The sequence below is a fragment of the Chryseobacterium scophthalmum genome (genome assembly GCF_900143185.1).
Taxonomy (GTDB): domain Bacteria; phylum Bacteroidota; class Bacteroidia; order Flavobacteriales; family Weeksellaceae; genus Chryseobacterium; species Chryseobacterium scophthalmum.
Map to the genome: position 1 here is coordinate 727,604 of NZ_FSRQ01000002.1, position 24,002 is coordinate 751,605.

The 24,002-nt window shown below is 32.7% G+C and carries 20 protein-coding genes; 4 read left to right on the forward strand and 16 right to left on the reverse strand.

The features are described from left to right. Positions 1-60: 60 nt before the first annotated feature. From BUR17_RS13565 to BUR17_RS13640, 16 genes are all read right to left on the reverse strand, one after another. A complete protein-coding gene (locus BUR17_RS13565) occupies positions 61-936 on the reverse strand; it encodes a glycosyltransferase family 2 protein (RefSeq protein WP_074230892.1) in 876 nt (291 codons plus the stop codon). Further along, positions 933-2,057: a glycosyltransferase family 4 protein gene (locus tag BUR17_RS13570; RefSeq protein WP_074230893.1), complete on the reverse strand. Its 1,125-nt coding sequence runs from the start codon at positions 2,055-2,057 to the stop codon at positions 933-935. The genes BUR17_RS13565 and BUR17_RS13570 overlap by 4 nt, the downstream gene beginning before the upstream one ends. Further along, the gene (locus BUR17_RS13575) at positions 2,054-3,148 is read right to left on the reverse strand and encodes an acyltransferase family protein (protein ID WP_074230894.1); all 1,095 of its coding nucleotides are present in this window, start codon (positions 3,146-3,148) and stop codon (positions 2,054-2,056) included. Before BUR17_RS13575 ends, BUR17_RS13570 begins: the two co-directional genes overlap by 4 nt. Next, positions 3,141-4,031 carry a glycosyltransferase gene (locus BUR17_RS13580; RefSeq protein ID WP_074230895.1) on the reverse strand — a complete coding sequence of 297 codons (891 nt, stop codon included), beginning with the start codon at positions 4,029-4,031 and terminating at the stop codon, positions 3,141-3,143. Before BUR17_RS13580 ends, BUR17_RS13575 begins: the two co-directional genes overlap by 8 nt. Positions 4,032-4,098: 67 nt before the next feature. Continuing rightward, positions 4,099-4,890 (reverse strand): glycosyltransferase, encoded by a 792-nt coding sequence (locus BUR17_RS13585; protein ID WP_074230896.1) that lies wholly within the window; start codon positions 4,888-4,890, stop codon positions 4,099-4,101. Positions 4,891-5,247: 357 nt separating this feature from the next. After that, entirely contained in the window at positions 5,248-6,273 is a 1,026-nt protein-coding gene (locus BUR17_RS13590) for a glycosyltransferase family 2 protein (RefSeq protein WP_074230897.1), read from the reverse strand. After that, positions 6,258-7,139, reverse strand: a complete 882-nt coding sequence (locus BUR17_RS13595; RefSeq protein ID WP_074231241.1) for an alpha-1,2-fucosyltransferase — start codon at positions 7,137-7,139, stop codon at positions 6,258-6,260. The genes BUR17_RS13590 and BUR17_RS13595 overlap by 16 nt, the downstream gene beginning before the upstream one ends. A gap of 4 nt (positions 7,140-7,143) precedes the next feature. Next, positions 7,144-7,452, reverse strand: a complete 309-nt coding sequence (locus tag BUR17_RS13600) for a hypothetical protein (protein ID WP_074230898.1) — start codon at positions 7,450-7,452, stop codon at positions 7,144-7,146. Then, positions 7,445-8,371 carry a glycosyltransferase family 2 protein gene (locus BUR17_RS13605; RefSeq protein ID WP_074230899.1) on the reverse strand — a complete coding sequence of 309 codons (927 nt, stop codon included), beginning with the start codon at positions 8,369-8,371 and terminating at the stop codon, positions 7,445-7,447. The genes BUR17_RS13600 and BUR17_RS13605 overlap by 8 nt, the downstream gene beginning before the upstream one ends. After that, on the reverse strand, positions 8,364-9,083 hold the full coding sequence (locus tag BUR17_RS13610; protein ID WP_074230900.1) for a class I SAM-dependent methyltransferase: 720 nt from the start codon (positions 9,081-9,083) through the stop codon (positions 8,364-8,366). The genes BUR17_RS13605 and BUR17_RS13610 overlap by 8 nt, the downstream gene beginning before the upstream one ends. Further along, entirely contained in the window at positions 9,083-9,724 is a 642-nt protein-coding gene (locus BUR17_RS13615; RefSeq protein WP_084550631.1) for a CmcI family methyltransferase, read from the reverse strand. Before BUR17_RS13615 ends, BUR17_RS13610 begins: the two co-directional genes overlap by 1 nt. Positions 9,725-9,748: 24 nt before the next feature. After that, a complete protein-coding gene (locus BUR17_RS13620; protein ID WP_074230901.1) occupies positions 9,749-10,990 on the reverse strand; it encodes an ABC transporter ATP-binding protein in 1,242 nt (413 codons plus the stop codon). Positions 10,991-11,068: 78 nt separating this feature from the next. Then, a complete protein-coding gene (locus BUR17_RS13625) occupies positions 11,069-11,926 on the reverse strand; it encodes an ABC transporter permease (RefSeq protein WP_074230902.1) in 858 nt (285 codons plus the stop codon). Between the two features lie 171 nt (positions 11,927-12,097). Beyond that, positions 12,098-12,961 carry a glucose-1-phosphate thymidylyltransferase RfbA gene (gene rfbA, locus BUR17_RS13630; RefSeq protein ID WP_074230903.1) on the reverse strand — a complete coding sequence of 288 codons (864 nt, stop codon included), beginning with the start codon at positions 12,959-12,961 and terminating at the stop codon, positions 12,098-12,100. Positions 12,962-12,972: 11 nt separating this feature from the next. Further along, on the reverse strand, positions 12,973-14,052 hold the full coding sequence (gene rfbB, locus BUR17_RS13635) for a dTDP-glucose 4,6-dehydratase (RefSeq protein ID WP_074230904.1): 1,080 nt from the start codon (positions 14,050-14,052) through the stop codon (positions 12,973-12,975). Between the two features lie 79 nt (positions 14,053-14,131). Continuing rightward, entirely contained in the window at positions 14,132-15,442 is a 1,311-nt protein-coding gene (locus BUR17_RS13640) for a UDP-glucose dehydrogenase family protein (protein ID WP_074230905.1), read from the reverse strand. Between the two features lie 294 nt (positions 15,443-15,736). Here BUR17_RS13640 and rimP point away from each other — a divergent pair, with 294 nt between their 5' ends. From rimP to BUR17_RS13660, 4 genes are all read left to right on the forward strand, one after another. Next, positions 15,737-16,204, forward strand: coding sequence for a ribosome assembly cofactor RimP (gene rimP, locus BUR17_RS13645; protein ID WP_074231245.1), 468 nt, complete (start codon positions 15,737-15,739; stop codon positions 16,202-16,204). Positions 16,205-16,219: 15 nt separating this feature from the next. Further along, positions 16,220-17,455 carry a transcription termination factor NusA gene (gene nusA / locus BUR17_RS13650; protein ID WP_074230906.1) on the forward strand — a complete coding sequence of 412 codons (1,236 nt, stop codon included), beginning with the start codon at positions 16,220-16,222 and terminating at the stop codon, positions 17,453-17,455. 78 nt (positions 17,456-17,533) lie between these two features. Next, a complete protein-coding gene (gene infB / locus BUR17_RS13655; protein WP_074230907.1) occupies positions 17,534-20,542 on the forward strand; it encodes a translation initiation factor IF-2 in 3,009 nt (1,002 codons plus the stop codon). A 547-nt stretch (positions 20,543-21,089) separates the two neighbouring features. After that, the gene (locus BUR17_RS13660) at positions 21,090-23,999 is read left to right on the forward strand and encodes a SusC/RagA family TonB-linked outer membrane protein (RefSeq protein WP_074230908.1); all 2,910 of its coding nucleotides are present in this window, start codon (positions 21,090-21,092) and stop codon (positions 23,997-23,999) included. Positions 24,000-24,002: the final 3 nt, after the last annotated feature.

Consider the following 24,002-nt stretch of genomic DNA (forward strand, 5'->3'; position numbering starts at 1 on the left):
GAGTAAAATTTACTTTCAATATTATTTTTAAAATCAGTTTTCGTAAAGAATGTCTTTTTATTAGGCTGTAGTTTTAAAAAAAGATTTTTTAAGAAAATAATTAATCATATAAATTTTTATTTGAACTCCTTTAATTTTATTTATTTTAGAAATAAAACTTTTGTTAGTCAAATTTTCATAATCCCAATAGTTCTTTGCAAACATTTTTCTATTTTCTAACGGGATTTTAAAATTGTTCATCTTTTCTTTATATGCCAAGGCCGCTCCTTTAGGATTGTCGATTAATTTTTTCTTTCCCTGCGCTGTCAAACCATCGGGGATGTATTCTGCATTGACAATTGATTCAAGGATATATAAAAATTTATACATTTTATCCATTCGGTTAAATACAACAGATTCTAACATAAATTTCTCTTCTGTAAAAGTAGGATATTCAAACCTTTTGGCTAACTCAGTTTTGAAGATTAGAGTAACTTCACCATGTATTTTATATCTATAAATCATTTCATAAGTGGTGGCGACAGTTTCTGTGGTAATTTTATTATTGGCTGTATTTTGGTTTAAAATATTTATTGGCGAAGCTAATGCAATAATATCTTCTGTCTGAGCTATTAATGGCAGTTTGGTGAAAATTGTTTCGATCGCATTATTTTCTAAAAAATCATCACTGTCAATGGTCGCAAAATATGAAGTGTTAATGTTTCTAAGAGCAGTATTAATGGCAACATGTTTACCCTGATTTTCCTGATATATGTAGGTGATTTTAAAGTTTGCTTTGCTCTTAAAGTCTTCTACTAAATCTTTAGTATTATCAGAAGAACCATCATCTACAATAAGCCATTCAAAATCTTTTGAAGTCTGAGATTGCAGGCTTTCAAATAACTTTGGCAATATATAAGCCCGGTTGTAGGTAGGTGTAAATATCGTTAAAGTCATTTCAGTTTTTTTATAATTTTTGCAAACTCATTTCCCCAATTTTCCCAATTGAGCTCTTTATCATAAAGCTTTCTTGCATTTTCTGAAAATTCTTTTACTTTTTCAGGGGATTTTAGCAATTTTTCGATTTCATTGGCATAATCTTTTGCTTCGGCTTCAGCAGATAATAAACAACCGTTGTATCCGTTGATAACATGAGCCGAAACTCCCCCCGTATCTGTAGAAATTACAGGGAGACCATATCCTGCCGCTTCACAGAATGCAATAGGAGTGCAGTCTGCTTTTGTAGGAACAAACAGAAAGTGAGAGCTTAGCAAGTGATTTTGAATTTCTCTAAATTCATCTGGATTATTTTTATTAAGAAAAGGAATTATCGTCACCCAATCAGCTTTTATTTCAGGATTACAGCCTACAATTAGCATTTTTACAGGATATCCTTTTTCTTTTAAAATCTTTAAACTTTCGTAGGCGAGCATTCCTCTTTTTCTGATCCAATCTACGGCAAGGAAAAGAAAAGTAAAATGATCTGTACTTTTATTAAAATCTATTTTTTCTGGTACAATGATGTTGGCTCCGAATTTTATAGTCTTTACTTTTTCCTTATTAATTCCATAATAGTTTATCGCAAAATTGCTTGCCCAATCTGATGAAAATACAGCATAAAACGAGTTTTTTAATGTTTTCTTTTCTAAATATTTGGTTTCTATTTTTGATAAAATCCCAAATCCGGAATAGTAGTGGTAATAATTAAGAAGCTGCGCAACATTTGCATCATTCAGATAAACAATTGGAATATCAGTTTTTAAATATGCAAAATCATTGACATGAGTTGGATTGAAAATAACATCCACTTTGAAGTTTTTTAAATTTTTCTCCAAACGGCTGGCTGCAACTTTTGCTTTATAGGTAAATAAATGACGGTTATAACCTCTATTAAATATTTTATTAAAAACTTTTTCTATCAACCTAAATCTCTTCTCCTCTTTTTCTGTGAAAAGAACTCTGGGAATCCAAACCACCTCATATCCTTGAATGAGGAGTTGCTCATACATCTTAAACATCGTTCCGGACCAGTTTTTTTTGTCCTCCAATGGCACTACGCTGTAGAATCCTATCTTCATTTTAGTATTTTGTCTCTAAATGTTAAAAAAGGTAACTCTAATCTTTTATAAAGAATTGTAGAGATAATAATAGTAATACTCCAAAATAAGAAAAAATTTATAATATCTGTTCTTATTTTAAATAAAGGTAAGATCCAAAAATTGACCAATGAGAGATTAATTAAGTACATAGAATACGATATCAACGATATGTGGATAATTATATTCTGTAAACTTTTAAACTTTATATTTTTAATGCTGTTTAGAAATGGCAAGGTGATCATAATAGCTATTGATGCAAATGTAAAGGAGAACAGATATTGGAAAGGTTGGTACAGCGATTCTAAATTGTGAATAAGCAATATGGCTATACATCCAATGATGAAATTTATATTTCTGTATTTATTGAATACATTGGGATAATATACATAAATCCAGGCAGCTAAAACTCCATAAATAATGGCATCAATTCTTGTTATAACTTGTCGTACAAAATACCGGTCGTAGATAAAATAGTTTTTTGTTCCAAGATCAAAATAGTAATATATTCTTACCGTGTTTGCTAATAGAATGATTAAAATTATACCGACCAAAAAGGTTGTTTTTTTACTTTTTCTGAAGAGAAAATGAATTAAAAAAAACAGTAAAGGACAAATCAAGTAAAACCATTCTTCTACAGTGAGACTCCATGACTCAGGGAAAAAATTCTCAATAGGGTAGTATAAGTTTTGAAGAAAAAAAGAATATTTAAAAAGGTCAGAAGTTATATTTTTTCCATTGACTAAACCTTCAAGACCAATTAAGATCAATAAGATGAAATAGTAATTTGGTAAAGTTCTAAGCCATCGTCTCGCCCAGAAATTAAATATTTGTTTAAAAGAAGTTTTTTCAGTAAACACTTTAATCATTATTTTACCAATCAAAAAACCACTTAATACAAAGAAAACCGCAACACCATCAATTAAAAAAAAAGATAAAAAATTTTGAAAATCCTCAGGCAGATATACTTTGCTATGAGAAATCATAACCAATAAAATAGCTAATGTCCGCAAAATATCCAAACCGACAGTTCTGTGACCGGAAGTGGATAAAGAAAACAATTTTTTAAGCATATTTTTTTATTAAATATATTCTCAGGTTTCCTCTCTTTTTAAGAATCCATTTTAAATGTTGAAATGCTAAGCTGAATTTTCCTTTTTTTAAAAGATTAAAAAATGCTATTCTGCTTCTTGAAAAAATCTGCCAGTTGGCATATTCTTTTACTTTTTCACCATACGTTTCAGCAATAATTTCGTCAAGATGATTGTGTCGCAAATCTCTTTTATAGTTAATACCGTTGGACAATCCTTCTTCGTGTCGCAGATAAGCAGACATCGTAAAACCTGAACCCCGAATTTTTCCGTTTAAAGAACATGCCATGTAGAGGAAAGTGTCAAAATATAATAATTCGGGATGTCTGAAAAGTATTTTTACTGCTGTGTTTTTTAAAACCTCAGCATTCATAAATACAGAAGTGGTATGTACGATCCAGTGCCGGAAAATCTCAAAAGGGGAGTAATCTTTGTCTTCTACTTTGGCAAATATACTGTCGTTTAGCAGAGGATTAGAAGATATATTTTTCACCTGATGAAAGCACATTGAATAGTCTTGGTTTCTTTCTAGAAAGTCATACTGTATCTGGAGCTTATTTTCATCAATCCAGTAATCATCACCTTCACAAAAAGCCAAATATTTTCCTGTAGATTTTTGTAGTGCATTAAAAAAATTAGGCGTTGCACCTAAGTTTTTTTTATGTGATATAAGGTTAATTTCAATGTGAGATGGTTTATTTTTGATAAAATTATTGATAACCGTTACTGTCTGATCAGTTGAGCAATCATCAGAAATAATAAGCTCAACAGGAAAATTTACTTTCTGCATAAAAATTCCCTGCAAATTTTTTATAATAAATTTTTCTTGATTATAGGTAAGAACAATAATGGAAACTTTATTCATATAATTGAATGATATCTATGCCTTTATAAAATTGGGTGTCTACCAACTAAATTTAGGATAATTTATTTTAATACGTTCTTTCTTTTGTTTGTCCGGTATTATCAATAATCCAAGAACTTGAATCGGAAGCATGTGCTCTATAATGCTTTTGTTCATCAGTAAGATTAGAATAATCAATATGCCATCCCATGTGGTCGCACGTGAAATTTCCTGCAATTCTAAGTGCTTTGAAATGATTGTCATCCTTTTGGTAATCTTCAAAAGAAATGGGTTTGTATAGTGCGAAAGTTGTATCTAGTCTCGTTAAAAATATATCTTTATCTACTTCATTTTGCCAAAATCTCTGTTCCCAAGCTATAACCTTATTTTTAGCAGGATAAAAATCGGGAATGTTTGAAATATCCAAGGCAAAACCTGCTTTAGTAATCCACTCATCGTATTTCAGTAAATTTTTAACTAATATTCTCATAAAGTTTTTTGGAAGCTTTTTATTCGGCAGAATATCCGGATCAGTCAATATAAAAAAACCACCCTTGGCAAGTCTGTTGAATAAATCTTTGTTTTTGAAAAAAACCATATGTCCCTCATTTTTCTGCAATGAGATAATTTCAACCCTCTCTTTAATTTCTTCATAATAGTTTAAAAGAGGCTCGTATGTTGATTGATTATCAATAATATAAATTTTGGTAAATTTTCTTTCTATTAAAAAGCTTACGAGCTCTTTCAGTGTTTTTAATTGATTAAAATTTACAATAATTACGGGAATTGTTTTGGGAAACACGATTTGTCTTAAGAGTCGTATACTAAGATATTTTTTTGCAGCTTTTGCGATTCGAATAAATTCTGTAGATTTTTTCATTATGACTTCTCTGATTCAACAATAAATTTTTTAAAAAACTTTTCATCATTTTTTTGTAGAATGATGAAATATTTATGCTGTATGCAAAATAAGTTACAGTGTAAGATATTGTTGTGTAATGTGCTTTTAAAAACAAATATATTAAAAATCTTATAGTTATATGGTTTAAGAGATGTTATATTCTTTTAAAAAACAGTCATCAAAGGCTTATGAATGACCAGATATAATGTGGTGAGAGTAAATTTTAAGTAAAAATATAATCGACAGAACAAAGAAAATAAAGATATTCATCAGTTGCTCTGGAAAATATATTAAAGAGTCTAAATAAATTTAAAAAACACGACGAGAGTCATGTTTTTATTTTTCTAAAATCATTTTTACCAGCATTTTTGTATTAGCAAGAATACTTCTTTGTAAGATGATTTCTTTTCTGTTTTTTAATAAAAAAGGAAGGGTTGAAAGTTTCTTATCAACAGTTTTATTAAAAATTTCAATCAATCTTCTGTTAATAATTTCATGAAACTTTTTCTTATCATATACCTTTTTTTGTAAATTCTGATATTCAAGTTGATTTGCAAAGCTAATAAGCTTTCTAAATTCATTATCCGTATAAAGGAACTTAGATGATGCCACTAATAAAATACGGCATAATTCTATATTTTCTTCACTGTTCGCAATATCTATATATTTCAGTTGATTTCCTGTGATTATTTTGGTATTGATAACCTGAACACTGTTTTCTAATACTGATATGTTCGAATTATGAAATCGATACTTTAGAAGAGATTCTTGAATATTATAGAATTTGGTTACCCGAACGAGCCTTGTCCATAATTCAAAATCTTCTGCAGCCTGATAATTAACGTCATATCTGTAATTTTCAAGTGCTTTTTTTCGCATCATTACGGTTGGGTGACCAATAAAGCATGAGGTAAGAAGCCCTATTTTTATAGAATCGTTATATTCCGGATGTTGTATAGTCTTATCTTCATGGTTTTCACGGAAAAGAGTAAACCAAGTGCCACAAACTCCTATTTCGGGATTACTTTCAAATAAAGCAATCTGTTTTGCAAACCTATCAGGTCTCGAAATATCATCTTGATCCATTCTCGCAATAAATTCTCCTTTTGCAAGATCCAAACCTTTGTTTAATGTCTTTATTAAACCTAAATTTTGCTCATTTTTAATATAAATAATTCGAGAATCGTTGTAAGAATTAATAATCTTCTCACTATTATCAGTTGACGCATCATTGATTAAAAGTAATTCAAAATCTGTAAAAGTTTGGTTTAAAATACTGTCGATGGCTTCTTTCAGATATTTTTCACCGTTATAAACCGGCATAACGACAGATACAAGAGGAGCTTTTAAATTTTCATCCATGATTCCGGGATTATATCTTGCGAATTAAGCACATCTGTATTGAACCATTTTGAAGGAGCGATCACTGTTTTGCTTTTATTGGTATTAAGCCAAGCTCCCCACCAACTGAAACTGCTATTTGCTATAATGTTGTGTTTGCAAGCACTCATCAGTTTCAAATCTTCATAGCTTGTAGAAGCGTCATTAAAATCTACAAAATAGGTTGTATTTTCTAATTTTAAATTTTCTTTTGCCCAATCAATGTCATCAGAAAAAATAAAAAATACAGGATGCAGTATCTTTTCTTTTACAATTTCAATGGCTCTATGATAATAGTTGAGATCGCAGGTTCCGTGTATTGCATTTACTGTAGGATTGCTTACATAATCACCACGTCTTATATGCAGAGAAACCGAGTTTTTCTCTTTAATTATTTTCAGTAGATCAATCGTTTCCTTTTTTAGTGGAGTTACAATTTTAAAATCTTTTCTCAGCTGATCTTCATATTTAACGAAATACTTTTCCGACTGGAAATATCCTTTCAGATAAATGTTTTTTTTACCGTTTCGAAAAAGAGAATCATCAAACAATAGATTCTTTTCCTGATAGACGCTGAATAGCTTATTTTGAAGAATAAAGGTGTTTGTTTTTTTTAGAATTTGATCGACTACTTTTTTCGAAAAACCTGGTGTCTTTAATGGGAGATCATTTTTTACAACAATAGCTTCTATGCTAAAATGGCTCAAACAAAAGTTGCGGAGCTTATAGTTGTCAAAAAGACGACCGTCTATTGAAAGAGGCTCATCACGATGTAATGCTAGTGCTCTTGCTGTTGCGTATTGAAACATCTGGTTTCCTAACCCGCCAATGAGTTCTACTGCTACCATATATTTATTTGCTAAGTAATTTTTCAAAAATAAAAAGGTCTGCTCCGGGCATATTGTAAGTGTCTGCTATATACTTTTTGCAGAATGGCTGGCTTTGCATATTTCCTGTCATAATCTGACGAACTTCTTCTCTTATCTTTATAAATTTCTGAATATAATGTGCTAATAATTTTGGCGTTTTACAAACAAATGGAAAAGCAAATGTGGTTGCAGTAATAATATTGGTATAACCGATATTTTTAGATGCATCTAAATTGACGCTTCCTAATATCCCACGATGACCTGTGATGTATATTTTTGAGGATTTATTCATTGTTTTTTTTAGAAAAATTGCTGTTCTTAATTATAGATTTTAATTTTTCTTTTAAATTACTAAAAAATATTTGTCTAAATAATTTGTTGATATCTATAGGAAGAGAATCTTTAAATCCTAGTTTTTTAATATCCTGTGCATTTCTTATTCCGAATCTTTTTATCTGAGAATATGTAGTCTGTTCAACTGGAGACCCTATGACTTTTTTTATATCCCACTTATTTAAAAGATAAAAGTGTTCAACAATATTTATTGCTTTATTACTTTCTACACTTTTTGTTATTTGGGTAGGACTTGCTCCTATACTAATTGCATCAATTTCTGAAAATATTAAGTTATTATTTTGTGTGAGTATTTGTATATAAAAATCAATATCTACGAACCAAATTGTGTTAACATCAAAAATAGAAAAGTTATTTTTTCTGAATATAGTAGCACTTGGGGCTCCTATAAAATTACCATTCAAAAGAGTGATAGGGTTATTTTTAATTTCGTCAATTTTCTCTTTAGAAGGACGATTGTAATTGATAATTGTATTGTTTTCTAAATTTATATTTTTAGATGCTACAAAAGCAAATGCAGATGCAGGGTGTTTATCAAGTAACTGTACAAATATTCCTAAAGAATTTTCGTGAGTAAACCAATCATCGTGATGAAGTATTTTGATGTAATCTCCTTTAGATTTTCTTATTGCCTCATTCCAGTTTTCAGGAGAGCCTAAAGCTTTTTGATTTTTGAAATAGAAAATATTTTCCAGATTACTATTGCCTGCCAAATAGTTTTTGATGTCTTCGTTCGAAGAATCGTCCGTAACCACAACTTCATAATCTGTATAAGTTTGAATTAAAACAGAATGTAAGCATCGTTTGAATGCTTCAAGATTATTATATGTTGGGATACAAATTGATACTTTAGGCATTTTTGCTGGCAATACAAATTATAAACTCTTTATCATCTAAAGTTTGGTGAATGGTATGTGTTTTATAATTTTGGTAATAATTTTTTTCAATAATAAATCCTGTTTGATTTAGCCAGTTTGAAATTTTATCTTCATTGATTTCAAACGTCAAATGAAAGCCGAGTTTTTTCGCATTTTCAGATTCTTCCTGCATGTAAGGAACTGAAAATATAATCTGTCCATTATTTTTCAAAGCCTTATGATAAAGTTTTAGTAGGACAACAATATTCTCTTCTGTGAAATGCTCAATAGTTTCAAAAGAAATGATGGCATCAAATTTATTTTCAAAATCAATTTCCAACAGATTTTTATTCTCAAAAGATACATTTCCAATATTTTGGTATCTTTTTTTTATTTCTTCAATTACCTTAAAATTAAGGTCAATACCTAATACACTTTTGCTTTTTTTGCTGAGAATCACACTTCCGTAGCCTGTGCCACAGGCAAAGTCGCCACATTCTAAATTATTGCCGATAGTTTTTTCCGCAAATAAATACCTTTGAATGTGGTTTTGTTGGTACATATCTAATTTTGATATATCCAGCGACGGAGTATACGTAAAATCTACCCTTTCACCACCATCGCCCAAAGGATTGTTTTTGTCGAAATCGTATGGTTCGTTTTTTTGATCTAACCTTAAGATGGATTTTATAATTTTTTTTATGTTATTCATTACTTTACTTTTTTCAGGTATCCGTTTGTGTTAAAAGTGGCATTTTCACCAAAAAAATTTGTCCATTTAAGATCGATTTCAAAGCTTTTATTCTTCTTAAGAAATTCTTTTATTGCTTTATTGGGGCCTCCCTGATAATCTTTACTCATTCCAAGTTTATCAATTATCCCATCCTCAACAATAAAGTATGAGTTTAAATTTACTAAGTCATTAAATTTATCAAGAGATTTTTTTACATCTTCATAGGTGTGAGAACCATCATCGATTACTAAAATCTTTGAGAATTTTTTGGCTTCCTCAATATCATATTGTTCAAATCCTTCGGTAAATAATTTAATTCTAGGATGATCAATAATTCGTTGATCTTTTTCCATCTCAATAATATCTATTGTATGAATTGTACCATGACCTAATGCATCCAAAATGGTTGCATAGTAATAAGCAGACCCGCCTCTGTTAGTACCTATTTCTATAATTAAGTCTGGCTTTACTTCCCAAATCAACATTTGATAAATTACATAATCAAATGGACACCTAATCATGGGGATGCCATGAAACAATACTTTGTGATGTCCTTTTTCAATACTTTTTACCGAAAAATCTACCTTATCACTATAATTTTCAATTTTCTTTGTAAACATATGTGGTTATTTAATTTGAAGAATTTAAGATTTTGTCCATTCTTGTGGCAATATTATGCTTCCTTGAGCTTGTTCAGTAAGTATTTTCACATAATTTTCATCGAAAGATTCTACCTTAATAATTAAGCCCTTATCGTAGTAATCGAAAGTTTTGTCACCATTTCCGATATAAATCTCAACTTGATAAGTACCTAGTCTGAGTGGAAATTTCGCAATACTACAAGATATTATATTTTCTCCTACATTTAGATTGAATTTTTTATCAAAATGCATTGAAAATGGAGTCATAATTCGGGTTCCCATATTGTCATTTATTCCGAGACCAATTACAATATTCTCTAAATTTTGTTTAGAAAATATTGTAAACTCGAATTTTACATCTGCTCCACAAATGATACCTAATTTGTCGTTGGAAAATATTTTGAGTCCAGTCAAATAAGCTATGTTTTCAGTATTTGGAGTGATCTCTTCCGACAAATCACTTGTGGTAGAATAATATGATATAACATCACTGATTTCGCCTGAGAATTTTGATTTTCCATTTTCTAAAAGAATACCATAGTTGCATAATGTTTGTATTGCTGCCATATTATGACTCACAAACAAGATCGTTCTTCCTTCACCTTTCGTTACATCTCCCATCTTCCCCAAACATTTCTTCTGAAACTCGGCATCTCCTACAGCTAAAACTTCATCCACAATAAGGATTTCAGATTCCAAATGCGCTGCTACAGCAAAAGCTAAGCGAACGTACATTCCCGAAGAATATCTTTTCACCGGAGTGTCAATATATCTTTCAACTCCGGAAAAGTCTACAATCTCGTCAAACTTCCTTGTAATTTCTTTCTTTGTCATTCCAAGGATGGCTCCGTTGAGATATACGTTCTCACGACCTGTCATTTCAGGGTGAAAACCTGTTCCTACTTCCAATAGGGAGGCAATTCTTCCGTTGGTATATATTTTTCCGGTAGTAGGTTTGGTTACTTTGCTTAGTAGTTTTAGTAAAGTAGATTTCCCGGCGCCGTTTCGTCCTATAATTCCTACAGCATCCCCTTGCTCAATTTCAAAGTTAATATCACGAAGCGACCAAACATAATCAGATGATCCCTTAGTAGAGCGATCATTAGATTCTCCAATTTTAAGATAAGGGTTTTCTTTACCACGTACTTTATGCCAAAATCGGTTGAGGTCATGGGTTAATGTTCCGGTTCCCACTTGTCCGAGACGATATTGTTTTGATATATTTTCTGCCTTTAATGCAAGCATGTGTGTTCAGTTTAAATTAAAATGTAGGCTTAAAGCTAATAGATTATTAATATAAACTATTATTTATTACCTATGCTACTACACAGTATCTATGAAAGATTTTTCAGATTTATTGAAAACAAAAATTCCCAGAAGCAATATAATTATGATAAACGAAAAACTTATCAATAATCTTGTTATATTGAATTCTCCGGAGCCAATAAATCCGTATTTAAAACATTCAAAAATTGGTGTTAAGGGATTCAGGTCTGCCAAAAAACCATAGTTCCCTAATTTTTGTTTTACTAAAGAGGTTGGTAAAATAACCGGCGTAAACCACATAAATAAACTTACTCCAAACCCCAGTAATAATGATAAATCTCGATATTTTGTGGTGAGTGAAGAAAATATCATGCCGAGTCCTAAAGAGAATAAAGCTAAGAAAATAATCAATACAGGAAAGAAAAATGCCCATGAATTGGGGTGCACATCACCTTTGTAAAAGTAATAGGCTAAAACAGCCCAAAATAAAATCAACTGAATTCCGAGCCTCATAAAACTTGAAATAATAGTTGAAATGGGAGTGACTAATCTTGGAAAATAAACTTTTCCAAAAATTGCAGCATTGCCTGTAAATACATTAGAAACACTTAACATAGTGGTGCTAAAATATCCCCAAAGTGTATTTCCTGCCAAATAAAATAGTATGGGCGGGATGCCGTCTGTAGGTAAATTTGCAATGTTTCCAAAAACAAGTGTAAAAACTATTGTCGTTAAAATAGGATTGATGAAAAACCAGAGCGGACCTAATATAGTTTGCTTAAAAGAAGAAATGAAATCTCTTTTCACAAACATAAATACCAAATCTCGGTATTGCCAAACTTCTTTTAAATTAAGCTTGAATAATGAGTGATTAGATTCTATAGTTTCTGTCCACTTTTGTTGTGGTTCATTCATTTGTGGGAATTTTTACAAATTTAAAATAATTAATTGATTTTCAATTCGCTGAATTTTGAAATATTGTTCATATTCTGGCAAAAGCATAGCTAATATATTAATAATTATTTCTTTAAACAAAAAAAGCTACTGATCTCAGATCAATAGCTTTGTGTATTTTAGATTATTTTATTATTTATTCACAAGTTTTTTCAGATATTCTCCATATCCGCTTTTGCCATATTTGGTTGCCGTTTCCAAAAGTTTTTCTTCATTGATGAAACCGTTTCTGAAAGCAATTTCTTCAATACAGCCGATTTTGAAACCTTGTCTTTTTTCGATAACGCTTACAAATTCTGAAGCATCATTCAGAGAATCAAAAGTTCCCGTGTCTAGCCATGCTGTTCCTCTGTCTAAAACAGCAACTTCCAGTTTTCCTTTGCTTAGATAAACATTGTTTACATCGGTGATTTCCAATTCTCCTCTTGGAGAAGGTTTAATGTTTTTGGCAATTTCTACAACTTCATTATCATAAAAATATAAACCTGGAACGGCATAATTTGATTTCGGTATCAAAGGTTTTTCTTCAATAGAAACAGCTTTAAACTCGTTATCAAACTCTACGACACCATATCTTTCAGGATCTGAAACATGATATGCAAAAACAACACCTCCTTCAGGATTTGTTTTGTTTTTTAGTAAAGTTCCCATCTCGGAACCATAAAAAATATTATCTCCTAAAACTAAAGCTACAGAATCGTCACCAATGAATTTGTCTCCAAGAATAAAAGCCTGTGCAAGACCATCCGGACTTGGTTGTACAACATATTCGATATTACAACCAATTTGTGATCCGTCGCCTAAAAGCTTGATAAATCCAGCCTGATCATGAGGAGTTGTGATAATCAGAATATCCTTAATTCCTGCTAAAAGCAATGTGGAAAGAGGGTAATAGATCATCGGCTTGTCATAAACAGGCATCAGTTGCTTGCTTACAGCGATGGTAAGAGGATAAAGTCTTGTTCCGGAACCTCCGGCTAAAATGATACCTTTCATCTTTTGTGTGATTAGTTATATTGCTTTTCGTAATATTTCTGATAATCTCCGCTGGTCACATTTTCCAGCCATTCTTTATTTTCCAAGAACCAATCGATTGTTTTTCCTAATCCTTGTTCAAAAGTTACAGAAGGTTTCCAGCCTAGTTCAGAGTTTAATTTTGTTGCATCAATTGCATAACGTTTGTCGTGACCCGGTCTGTCTTTTACATAAGTAATTAATTTTTCTGAATGTCCTGCAGGATTCCCAAGCTTTTCATCCATTTGCTTAATTAATTCTTTTACCAAATCAATATTTTGCCATTCGTTGAAACCTCCAATATTGTAAGTTTCTCCCGTTTTAGCATCATTAAAAATCTGATGAATTGCTTTAGCATGATCAATTACAAATAACCAGTCTCTTGTGTATTTTCCGTCACCGTAAATTGGCAAAGGTTTTTCGTTAATAATATTCGAAATGCAAAGCGGAATCAGTTTCTCAGGAAAATGATTTGGTCCGTAATTGTTTGAACAGTTCGAAACAATAAATGGCATTCCATAAGTATTTCCGTAAGCTCTTACCAAATGGTCTGAAGCTGCTTTTGAAGCTGAATATGGAGATTGAGGGTCGTAAGAAGTGGTTTCTAAAAAGAATCCTGTTTCACCCAAACTTCCGTACACTTCATCTGTAGAAACATGGTAGAAAAGATTGGTTCTTTTTTCGTTTGGAAATCTTCCGTGGGTGTGATCTGGGTTTAATGTCCAAAATTCTTTACAAAGATTTAAAAGATTGGCAGTTCCGTTAACGTTGGTATTAATAAATGCCATCGGATCTGTAATGCTTCTGTCAACATGACTTTCTGCAGCTAAATGGATAACTGCATCCGGATTATATTTGTCAAAAACCTTTCTTAGTTCTTCCGGTTTTGTGATATCAGCTTTTTCGAAAACATAATTAGGCTCATTTTCGATGTCTTTTAAATTTTCAAGATTTCCGGCATAGGTTAGAGCATCCAAATTGATGATGGTAGAATCCGGATTGTTTTTTACAAATTCTCTTACAACATGTGAACCGATAAATCCGGCTCCGCCTGTAATGATAATGTTTTTCATATTGATAATATGCGTTTACCGTAAGCTTTTGGCTTTTGGTGTTTGTTTTTCTTTTTACTTGAGTCTTTTTCCTTGGCGCTTATTGAATCGTTTTTCTTCCGATGCTCTTGTAGTAGAAACCATTTTGTTCGGGAACTTCTAACGGATACATATTTCTTCCGTCGAAAATAGCTTTATTATTCATTTTTTTAGCCATCATATCAAAGTTCGGATTTTTGAATTCCGGCCATTCTGTAGCAATAAATAATGCGTCTGCATTTTCTAAAGCATCATACATCGTTTTTGCGTAAGCTATTTTGTCTCCTAATAATTTTCTTACGTTTTCTTCTGCAATAAGATCGTAGGCAACAATTTTTGCACCTTTTTGAAGAAGTAAATTGATGTTGTCTAGCGAAGAGGCTTCCCTAATGTCGTCGGTATTTGCTTTAAAAGCCAATCCCCACATTGCAATCGTTTTTCCTTCAATATTTCCACCGAAATATTTTTCAATTTCAGAAACCAAAATTACTTTTTGTGAAATATTCACATTTTCTGTTGCTTCTAAAATCTGGAAATTAAAATTATCGTCTTTTCCTGATTTAATTAAAGCTTTAACGTCTTTAGGGAAACAGCTTCCACCATAACCGATTCCCGGAAACAGGAAACGGTGTCCAATTCTGTCGTCGCTTCCCATTCCTAATCTTACTTTGTCTACATCTGCGCCTACTTTTTCACAATAGTTGGCAATTTCGTTCATAAATGTAATTTTTACGGCTAAGAATGAATTAGATGCATATTTTGTAAGTTCGGAAGACTTTTCATCCATAAAAATAATAGGAATTCCTGTATTGGTAAATGGCTGATAAATTTTCGCCATAATATCTTTGGCTTTTTCAGAGCTCGATCCTACAACAACTCTTGCAGGATTCATAGAATCTTCCACTGCAAAACCTTCACGTAAAAACTCAGGATTTGAAACGACATCAAAATCAATAGTAGTTTTTGCGGAAATAGTTTCTCTTACTTTGTCGGCTGTTCCTACAGGAACTGTACTTTTATTAACAACCACTTTATATTCGGTCATCAGTTCACCAATATCATTGGCTACTTTCAAAACGTAAGATAAATCTGCCGAACCGTCTTCTCCGGGTGGAGTGGGAAGAGCAAGATAAACGACTTCACTTTTATCTAAAGCTTCTTTTAGGTTCGTTGTGAAAAATAATCTTTCAGATTGAATATTTCGGTGAAACATCTCTTCAAGATTAGGCTCGTAAATAGGAACGATACCGTTTTTCATTCCTTCTACTTTTTTTTCATCAATATCAACACAATAAACCGAATTGCCAAGTTCTGCAAGGGTAGTTCCTGTAACCAAACCTACATAGCCTGTTCCTACTATCGTTATATTCAAAATGTATGTTTTATAAAATTCCTGACAAAAATACTAAAAATTGTTTCATGGTCTTTTTTAAATAATGATAACTTATTAAAGATGACAGATTAAAAAAGAATTTGCAGCGAAAATTAATTTTTATGAGAGTAGAGTTATTGTAATTTTTTTTGATGAATTCTTATTCTGTTGATTATGAAGAGTATTTGTGTATTTTATAAAAATGTCATATATTTGCAGGAGATTTACGGAAAAAATGGAAAGGCTTCTAAGAGAAAGCCTTTTTTCGTACTGTTAAATCAGGATATATATTATATGGAGTTTAGAAAAAATATTGAAACATTATTAAATGATTTCCTTCAGACAAGAGAAGATCTGTTTCTTATTGATTTGAAGTTTTCCGCAGGAGATGGTATTACAGTAATCTTAGACGGAGATCAAGGTGTTACTGTGCAGGATTGTCTGGATGCAAGCCGTGCAATAGAATTTAATATGGATCGTGAAGAGCACGATTTTAGTCTGCAGGTAATGTCTGCAGGACTAAGCGAGCCGCTTTCAATTCCGAGACAGTTTCGTAAAAACATCGGAAGAGAAATTGAAGTTTTGCTGACGGATTCTTCAGAAATAGAAGGTGAGCTTGCAGAAGTAGATGAAGAGAAAATTACTCTTGTACTGCGTTACCGCAAACCGAAAGAAGTAGGTAAAGGTAAAGTAGACGTAGAGGAGGAAAAAGAAATTCCTTACTCTGACATAAAAAAAGCTTTGGTAGTACTTAAATTTTAAAAGAAAAAAAGATAAATGGATAATATAGCGTTGATTGAATCCTTTGGTGATTTTAAAGACGAAAAGGGGATCAGTAAAATTGATCTGATGGCGATCATTGAAGATTCTCTAAAGACTTTGTTGAGAAAAAGATTTGATTCTGATGATCACTTTGATGTAATTGTAAACCCTGACAAAGGTGACTTTCAGATTTTCTTAAATAAAACCATCGTTGAAGACGAAATGTCTGAAGATGATGATTTGGAAATTGAAATCACTGAAGCTAAAAAAATAGATCCAACTTTTGAAGTTGGTGAAGATTTTACCATGGAAATTCCGGTAGCGCAGTTGGGAAGAAGAAATATTTTGACGCTGAAGCAAATTTTAGCAACAAAATTGCAGGAGCATAACAATGCGATGTTGTATGATCAGTTCAGAGACAGAATCGGAGAAATTGTAATCGGAGAAATTCACCACATTCGTCACAAACATGTGATCTTGTTGGATGATGAAGGAAACGAGTTTATCTTACCTAAAGAAAACCAGATTCCATCGGATTTCTTCAAAAAAGGAGAAAACATCAGAGCAATTGTTGAAACGGTAGATTTTAAAGGTTCAAAACCACAAATTATCATTTCAAGAACAGCTCCTAAATTCTTGGAAAAATTATTGGAATTAGAAATTCCTGAAATCCAGGACGGAACAATCATTCTTAAAAAAGCAGTGAGAATTCCTGGTGAAAAAGCGAAAATAGCAGTGGATGCTTACGACGACAGAATCGATCCTGTAGGAGCTTGTGTCGGGGTGAAAGGTTCTAGAATTCACGGTGTCGTAAGAGAATTAAGAAACGAAAATATAGATGTAATTCAGTGGTCTAAAAACCCTGAGATTATGGTGAAGAGAGCTTTAGGAAATGTTACCATCAATAAAATTGACATCAACGAAGAGACAAACTATGCATTGGTTTATACTCCAATTGAAGAGATTTCTAAAGTTATCGGTAAGCAAGGACAAAATATCAGATTGGCTTCTTGGCTTTCTGGATACGAAATTGACGTGTTTAGGGAAGCAAGTGAAGATGATGATGTTGACTTGAGAGAATTCAATGACGATATCGAACAGTGGATTTTGGATGAGTTTAAGAAAGTAGGTCTTACAACTGCAAAATCTGTCTTAGATAAAGATACGACAAGTCTTTTAAACATGGTAGACTTAGAAGAGGAAACCATCGAAGACGTGAAACGTATATTGAAGGAGGAATTTGAAGATTAATATTTAGAAATAAATTTTAATAACAGTAAAAAAGAATACTTTAATTTTAAGAATTAAAAAAAACAGTAAATAATATAGATGCCAAAAATAAGATTAAATAAAGCGGTTAAGGAATTTAACATATCGATGTCTAGGCTGGTAGAGTTTTTACAGTCTAAGGATATTGTGGTTGAAAACAATCCTAACGCTCAATTAGAAGAAGCGGCATATTCTGCATTGGAAGCTGAGTTTGCCAAAGACGGTGAGCAACGTAAAGCTTCCCATGAGGTGGTTATTTCTAAAGTTCCGGAAGAAAAACTGGAGATGGAAGAAAAGAAAGCACCTGAAGTAATAAGAGCTAAAGCTAATACAAAACCAGAAACCAGAATTTTAGGTAAAATCGATCTTGAGCCTAAAAAAGCTGAACCTGTTGCGGAAGAACCAACTCCTGCACCAGCTGCACCTGTAGAAGAAAAAAAAGAAGAGAAAGTAGAAGTGAAGGAGGTGAAAGAAGAGGTAAAAGCTGCAAAAGAAGAAGTGGTACCGGTTTCTGAAGTAAAAGCAACTCCTGAAAGGCAAGAGTTCAAGGTTTTGGATAAAATTGATCTTTCTCAAATAGAAGGAAACAGAAACAGACCTGCAAAAAAAGATAAACCTAAAACAGAAGAGGTGAAAGCAACAGCAAAACCAGCTGAACCTGCTAAAGAAACACCAAAACCGGTTGAAAAACCTGTAGAAAAAGTGGAAGAAAAAAAACCTGAATCTACTAGTGAGGAACCTCAGGAACCTCAGAAAATAGAAACTGTTTATCAAAAACTTGACGGTCCTAAAATCGTTGGTGAAAAAATTGACTTAACTCAGTTTGCACCAAAACCAAACTCAGGAGCTAAAAAGAAAAGAAAGAGAATTGAAAAGCCGGGTGGTCCTAACCAGAATACTGGGAACAACCAACAAGGTGGAAACAATCAGCAAGGCGGTCAAAACCGTCCTCAAGGTCAAAATGGACCAGGAGGAAACCGTCCGCCGGGACAAGGTGGTTATCAAGGAAACAGACCTCCGGGACAAGGTGGTCAAAACCGTCCGGGTGGTCCTCAAGGTAACAGACCTCCGGGACAAGGTGGTCAGAATCGTCCTCAAGGACAAGGTGGAGGAAACCGTTTCGGAAACAACAGACCGGGACAAAGAACTATGCCTGTTGAATTAACTGACGAGCAAGTTAAAAACCAAATCAAGGAGACCCTTGAAAAATTAACCAATAAAGGAGGGAAATCTAAATCTTCTAAACATAGAAAAGATAAGAGAAGTTTCCGTAGAGAGCAAGATGAGCGTCAGCAAGAAATTGATGCAGCAGACAGAACATTAAAAGTAACCGAGTTCATCACTGTTGGTGAATTGGCAAGTTTAATGAACGTTTCTCCTACTGAAGTAATCTCAGCTTGTTTCTCTTTAGGAGTAATGGTTACCATGAACCAAAGATTAGAAGCCGATACTTTGTTATTGGTGACTGATGAATTTGGATATAAAATTGAATTCTCTGATGCTGATCTTGAAGATACAGACGCTGATGATGAAATCGATACAGAAGAGAGCCTTGTTTCAAGAGCACCAATTGTAACAGTAATGGGACACGTTGACCACGGTAAAACTTCATTGTTGGATTACATTAGAAAAACTAACGTAATTGCAGGTGAGTCAGGTGGAATTACACAGCACATTGGAGCTTATAATGTGAAGCTGGAAAATGGTCAGAGAATTACATTCTTAGATACACCAGGTCACGAAGCCTTTACTGCGATGAGAGCTAGAGGGGCACAGGTTACCGATATTGCAATTATTGTAATTGCTGCGGATGATGATGTAATGCCTCAAACAAAAGAAGCAATTTCTCACGCACAGGCTGCAGGGGTACCAATGATTATTGCAATCAACAAAGTGGATAAGCCGAATGCAAACCCTGATAACATCCGTCAACAACTTTCCGGAATGAATATTTTGGTAGAAGAGTGGGGTGGAAATGTACAGGCTCAGGAAATTTCAGCTAAAATGGGTAATAATATGGATCTTTTATTAGAGAAAGTATTGTTACAGGCAGAAATGCTTGAATTAAAAGCTAATCCTGAACGTGCTGCAAACGGAGTTGTAATTGAAGCATCTTTAGATAAAGGTAGAGGTTATGTAGCAACAATGTTGGTACAAACTGGAACTTTAAAAGTTGGAGATTATGTAGTAGCAGGTAAAAATCACGGTAAAGTAAAAGCTTTATTGGATGAAAGAGGGAAAAACCTTGAAGAAGCAGGGCCTTCAATTCCGGCAACAATCTTAGGTTTAGACGGAGCGCCTACAGCAGGTGATAAATTCCGTGTTTATGCCGACGAAAGTGAAGGAAAAGCTATTGCTAATAAGAGAGAGCAGTTACAGAGAGAACTTTCAATCAGAACGAAAAAACATACAACGCTTGAAGAATTAGGTAGACGTATTGCTTTAGGAGAATTCAAAGAATTGAATATTATCCTTAAAGGTGACGTGGATGGTTCAGTAGAAGCACTTTCTGATCAGTTACAAAGATTATCAACAGAAGAAATCAGCGTGAAAATCCTTCACTCAGGTGTTGGACAGATCACTGAATCTGATATCAACTTAGCGGCGGCATCTGATGCAATTATCATCGGATTTAACGTAAGAGCTGGAGCAAACGCTAAAGATCTTGCAGACCGTGAAGAAATTGAGATCAGAACATATTCTGTAATCTATAAAGCAATCGACGAGGTGAAAGAAGCGATGGAGGGAATGCTTTCTCCGGAAATTCAAGAACAAGTTATTGGTAATGTTGAAATCCGTGAGGTATTCAAGATTTCTAAAGTTGGAACTATTGCAGGTTGTATGGTTCTTACTGGAAAAGTAACGAGACAATCGAAAGTAAGATTACTAAGAGATGGTATCGTGAAATTTGATGGCGAACTTGAAAGCTTAAAACGTTTCAAAGACGACGTAAAAGAAGTTACGAAAGGCTACGAATGCGGATTGAACCTTAAAGGATATAATGATATCGAGCAAAATGATATTCTTGAAGTATACGAAGAGGTTGCTGTGAAGAAGAAATTAAAATAATTTAATTTTATAAATAATTAAAAGAATCCGTCTCATATATGAGACGGATTCTTTTTGATTTTTAATTTATGTATTAATTTGGTAGCTTAATCTAAAGCAATAGGCCAACATAATTAATAATCTTCTCTTCTTTGATAGGTTGATTCTTAAAGGCATTTAAATTTGTGTCGTGAATAAAGTTGTCAAATCAATAGAAAGTATAAATCAAGAAATCTATTGTCATTCAAAGATAATACTTATGTATTATGTGAAAGTCCACGCTACTCGTCCGTGTATTAAATTTACTTTAGACAATTTTAAGAAAATAAGTGTTGGAGATACAATAAGTATTTTTTAACATTTGTTAAGTGTTTCTCAAATAAACATCTTAGGGTGGCTTTTCTTAATTTTTTTGTTTTTTACATGTTGGTTAATTGTTGAATTTTGACCATTTTAAGCCAATTGGAAATAATTTAATAAAAAATTAGTGATAATCTTAGCTTAAAATTTGCATATATTAATATTTATTAACATATTTGCTCATTAAAAATATTAAAATTTTGTTAATATGAATGTTAAATTACGTGTTCTAACGGCTGGTGTGCTATTCTTTACAGGACAAGCAATGTTTGCTCAAGATACTACAAGGTCAACAAAAGAAAAAGAATCTAAAATTGAAGAGGTAGTTGTTTTGGGATATAACAAAACACAAACAAAGCCTAAAGATGTTACTTCATCAGTAACTGTATCTGCTGAGAAATTGGAAAATAGACCCAATGTTTCTTTCTTAAGTTCTCTACAAGGAGAGGCTGCGGGATTAAGTATCAACTCAACTTCTGGTTCTCCTGGATCTTCTAAAATTGATGTTATTATTAGAGGGGTAGGTTCTATCAATGCTAGTACAGAACCTTTGTATGTAGTAGATGGTATGATTTCAAACTCAGTTCAGTTTAGAAATTTAAATCCTAATGATTTAGAGTCTGTTTCTGTATTGAAAGATGCTGCTGCTACGTCGATTTACGGAAGTAGAGGTGCGAATGGTGTTATTGTTATTAGAACAAAACAAGGTAAGTATGGGAAACGTTTTGATGTTTCTTATTCTGGAACTGTCGGGATGAGTTTGATTCCTAAAACCGACTATAATATGGCTAATTCTAAGCAAATTTTAACTTTGCAGAAAAGAGTAGGTGTAGGTGCTGGATCTGAAATGACAGATGCGCAAATTGCAGCTTATGATGGACCTGACACAAAGTGGAATGAAGAATTGTTTAAAACAGGTTTTACACAATCTCATGATTTGTCGATGATGTTTGGTGGTGAAAATGTAAATGATTATTTCTCAATTGGTTATTTAGATCAAACAGGAACTGTTCCTCAAACAGATTTCAAAAGATTTACACTTAGAAATAATCTTAACGGAAAATCAACTAATGGTAGATTTACTTATAACTCCAATATTGCTTTAGGGTATTCTAAAAGACATCAATTAGACCAAGAAACAAATGGAAATATTGCTTCAAACGTTATTCAAAACCCACTTCTTGCAGCTATTGTCGGCTTACCAACAATAGAGTCAAATAAGTACAAGACTGGCCAAGAGTTATTTACAGCTATTGGAGGTAACTATGGGGGTGGGCAAAATGTATGGGTTTTACAAGATGTTCTTAGAGGAACTCTTCCAAATTTATTAACAGAAACAAGTATTGTAACCAACTTCTCTGCATCATATAAACTGACTGATGATTTAACAGTTACAAACAGATCAGGGCTAGATTATAAATATAACGAACGAATATTTGCGAGATCACCTAACTCTTTCTTAGGATTGATTACTGCATTTAACTCTAGAAATGCTACATTGAATCCAAATCCGTTTGGTGGTATAGAACTAATTCAAAAAACAAGAGAATTTAACTTCAATTCAGTTACAAGTGTTAATTATCATAAAGTAATCAATGATGATCATACATTTGATGTAGGTGCATACATGGACTGGATGAAGGTTCATTATAACTCTACCTCTCAGCAACAAACAGGTTTGTATCCTAAAACTTGGGTGTTTGGTGCTGGTACAGGATATGTTGCTCCAGTTTATTATGATAATCCAAATGCAGGTCAAGATCCAATTGTTTACTATGTTCCAACTGCATCTGCTGGGCAAATTACAGGTTCAACACTTGCTTATTTCTTAACTTTAGATTATGACTATAAAAGTAAGTATGGTTTATCGGGGGTTATTAGAAGAGATGGAACTTATAGATTTACAGGAGATAACAGGTGGGCTACGTTTTGGTCTGCTGCTGGTAGATGGAATATTGATCAAGAAGATTTCATGGAAGGATCTATTTTTGACATGTTAAAGTTAAGGGCTTCCTATGGTATTCAAGGTAATCAAAACGTAGTAGCTGCTGCGTATGGAACAAATCCTTTATTGCAGTCGCCAAATTTAGTTAGAGAATATGATTCTCAGGCGTTAGGTTATGCAAATACTCAAGGTGCTTATTATTTTAGTGGTCGTCAAAATCCTTATTTACAATGGGAAGAAGTTGGACAAGCAAATATCGGTATCGATTACAGATTGTGGAATAGCAAAATTGAAGGTTCGGTTGATGTGTACAATAAAAAGACGGATAAATTATTTAGTAGTTTAAATGTATCATCAATTACAGGTGAAACGTCTTTAGAAGCTAATAATGGAGCTCTTCAAAATAGGGGTATTGAAGTAATGTTAAGATATAACATTATAAAAAATGAGAATGCTAGCTTGTCTATATATGGAAACACTGCATATAATAAAAGTAAGATACTTAGCTTAGTTAAAGATGATACTGCTGGAAATGTAAGAAACGTTACAGGTGGTATGCTTGGTGAGTGGTATTTAATTAGATATGTTGGTGTAAATAAAGACAATGGAAATATGTTGTTTTTAGATAAAGACGGTAACGTTACAGAAACTCCTAATACACTTACAGATCAAGTAAAATCTGATAAGAGTTATTTACCAAAATGGAATGGTGGTTTTGGGTTTAATGCTTCATATAAGAATTTCTTCCTTGATGCTCATTTCTCTTACCAGGCTGATGTATGGAGATATGATAATCAGTTAAATTATGTTTTAGATCCAACAACTGTAAATAACTACAACGTATCTGCAGATCTGTTAAATGCTTGGACACCAACAAATCAGAATACTAATGTTCCTTCTTATCAAGCAACTAATTTTGACCAAGCTGGTTCTTCTGATAGATATCTGAAAGATGCTTCTTTTGTAAAATTAAAAGTTTTGACTATGGGATACAGTTTGCCAAAAGCAATGATTGGTAATTCTATAAAAAGTATGAAGGTTTTTGTTTCGGGTGAGAATTTATTCTTGTTCTCTAAATGGAAAGGTTATGATCCAGAGCCAACATTTGCTGTATCAACTTCAGTATATCCAAATTTAAGAACAGTAACTCTTGGGGTAAATGTTGATTTTTAGAAA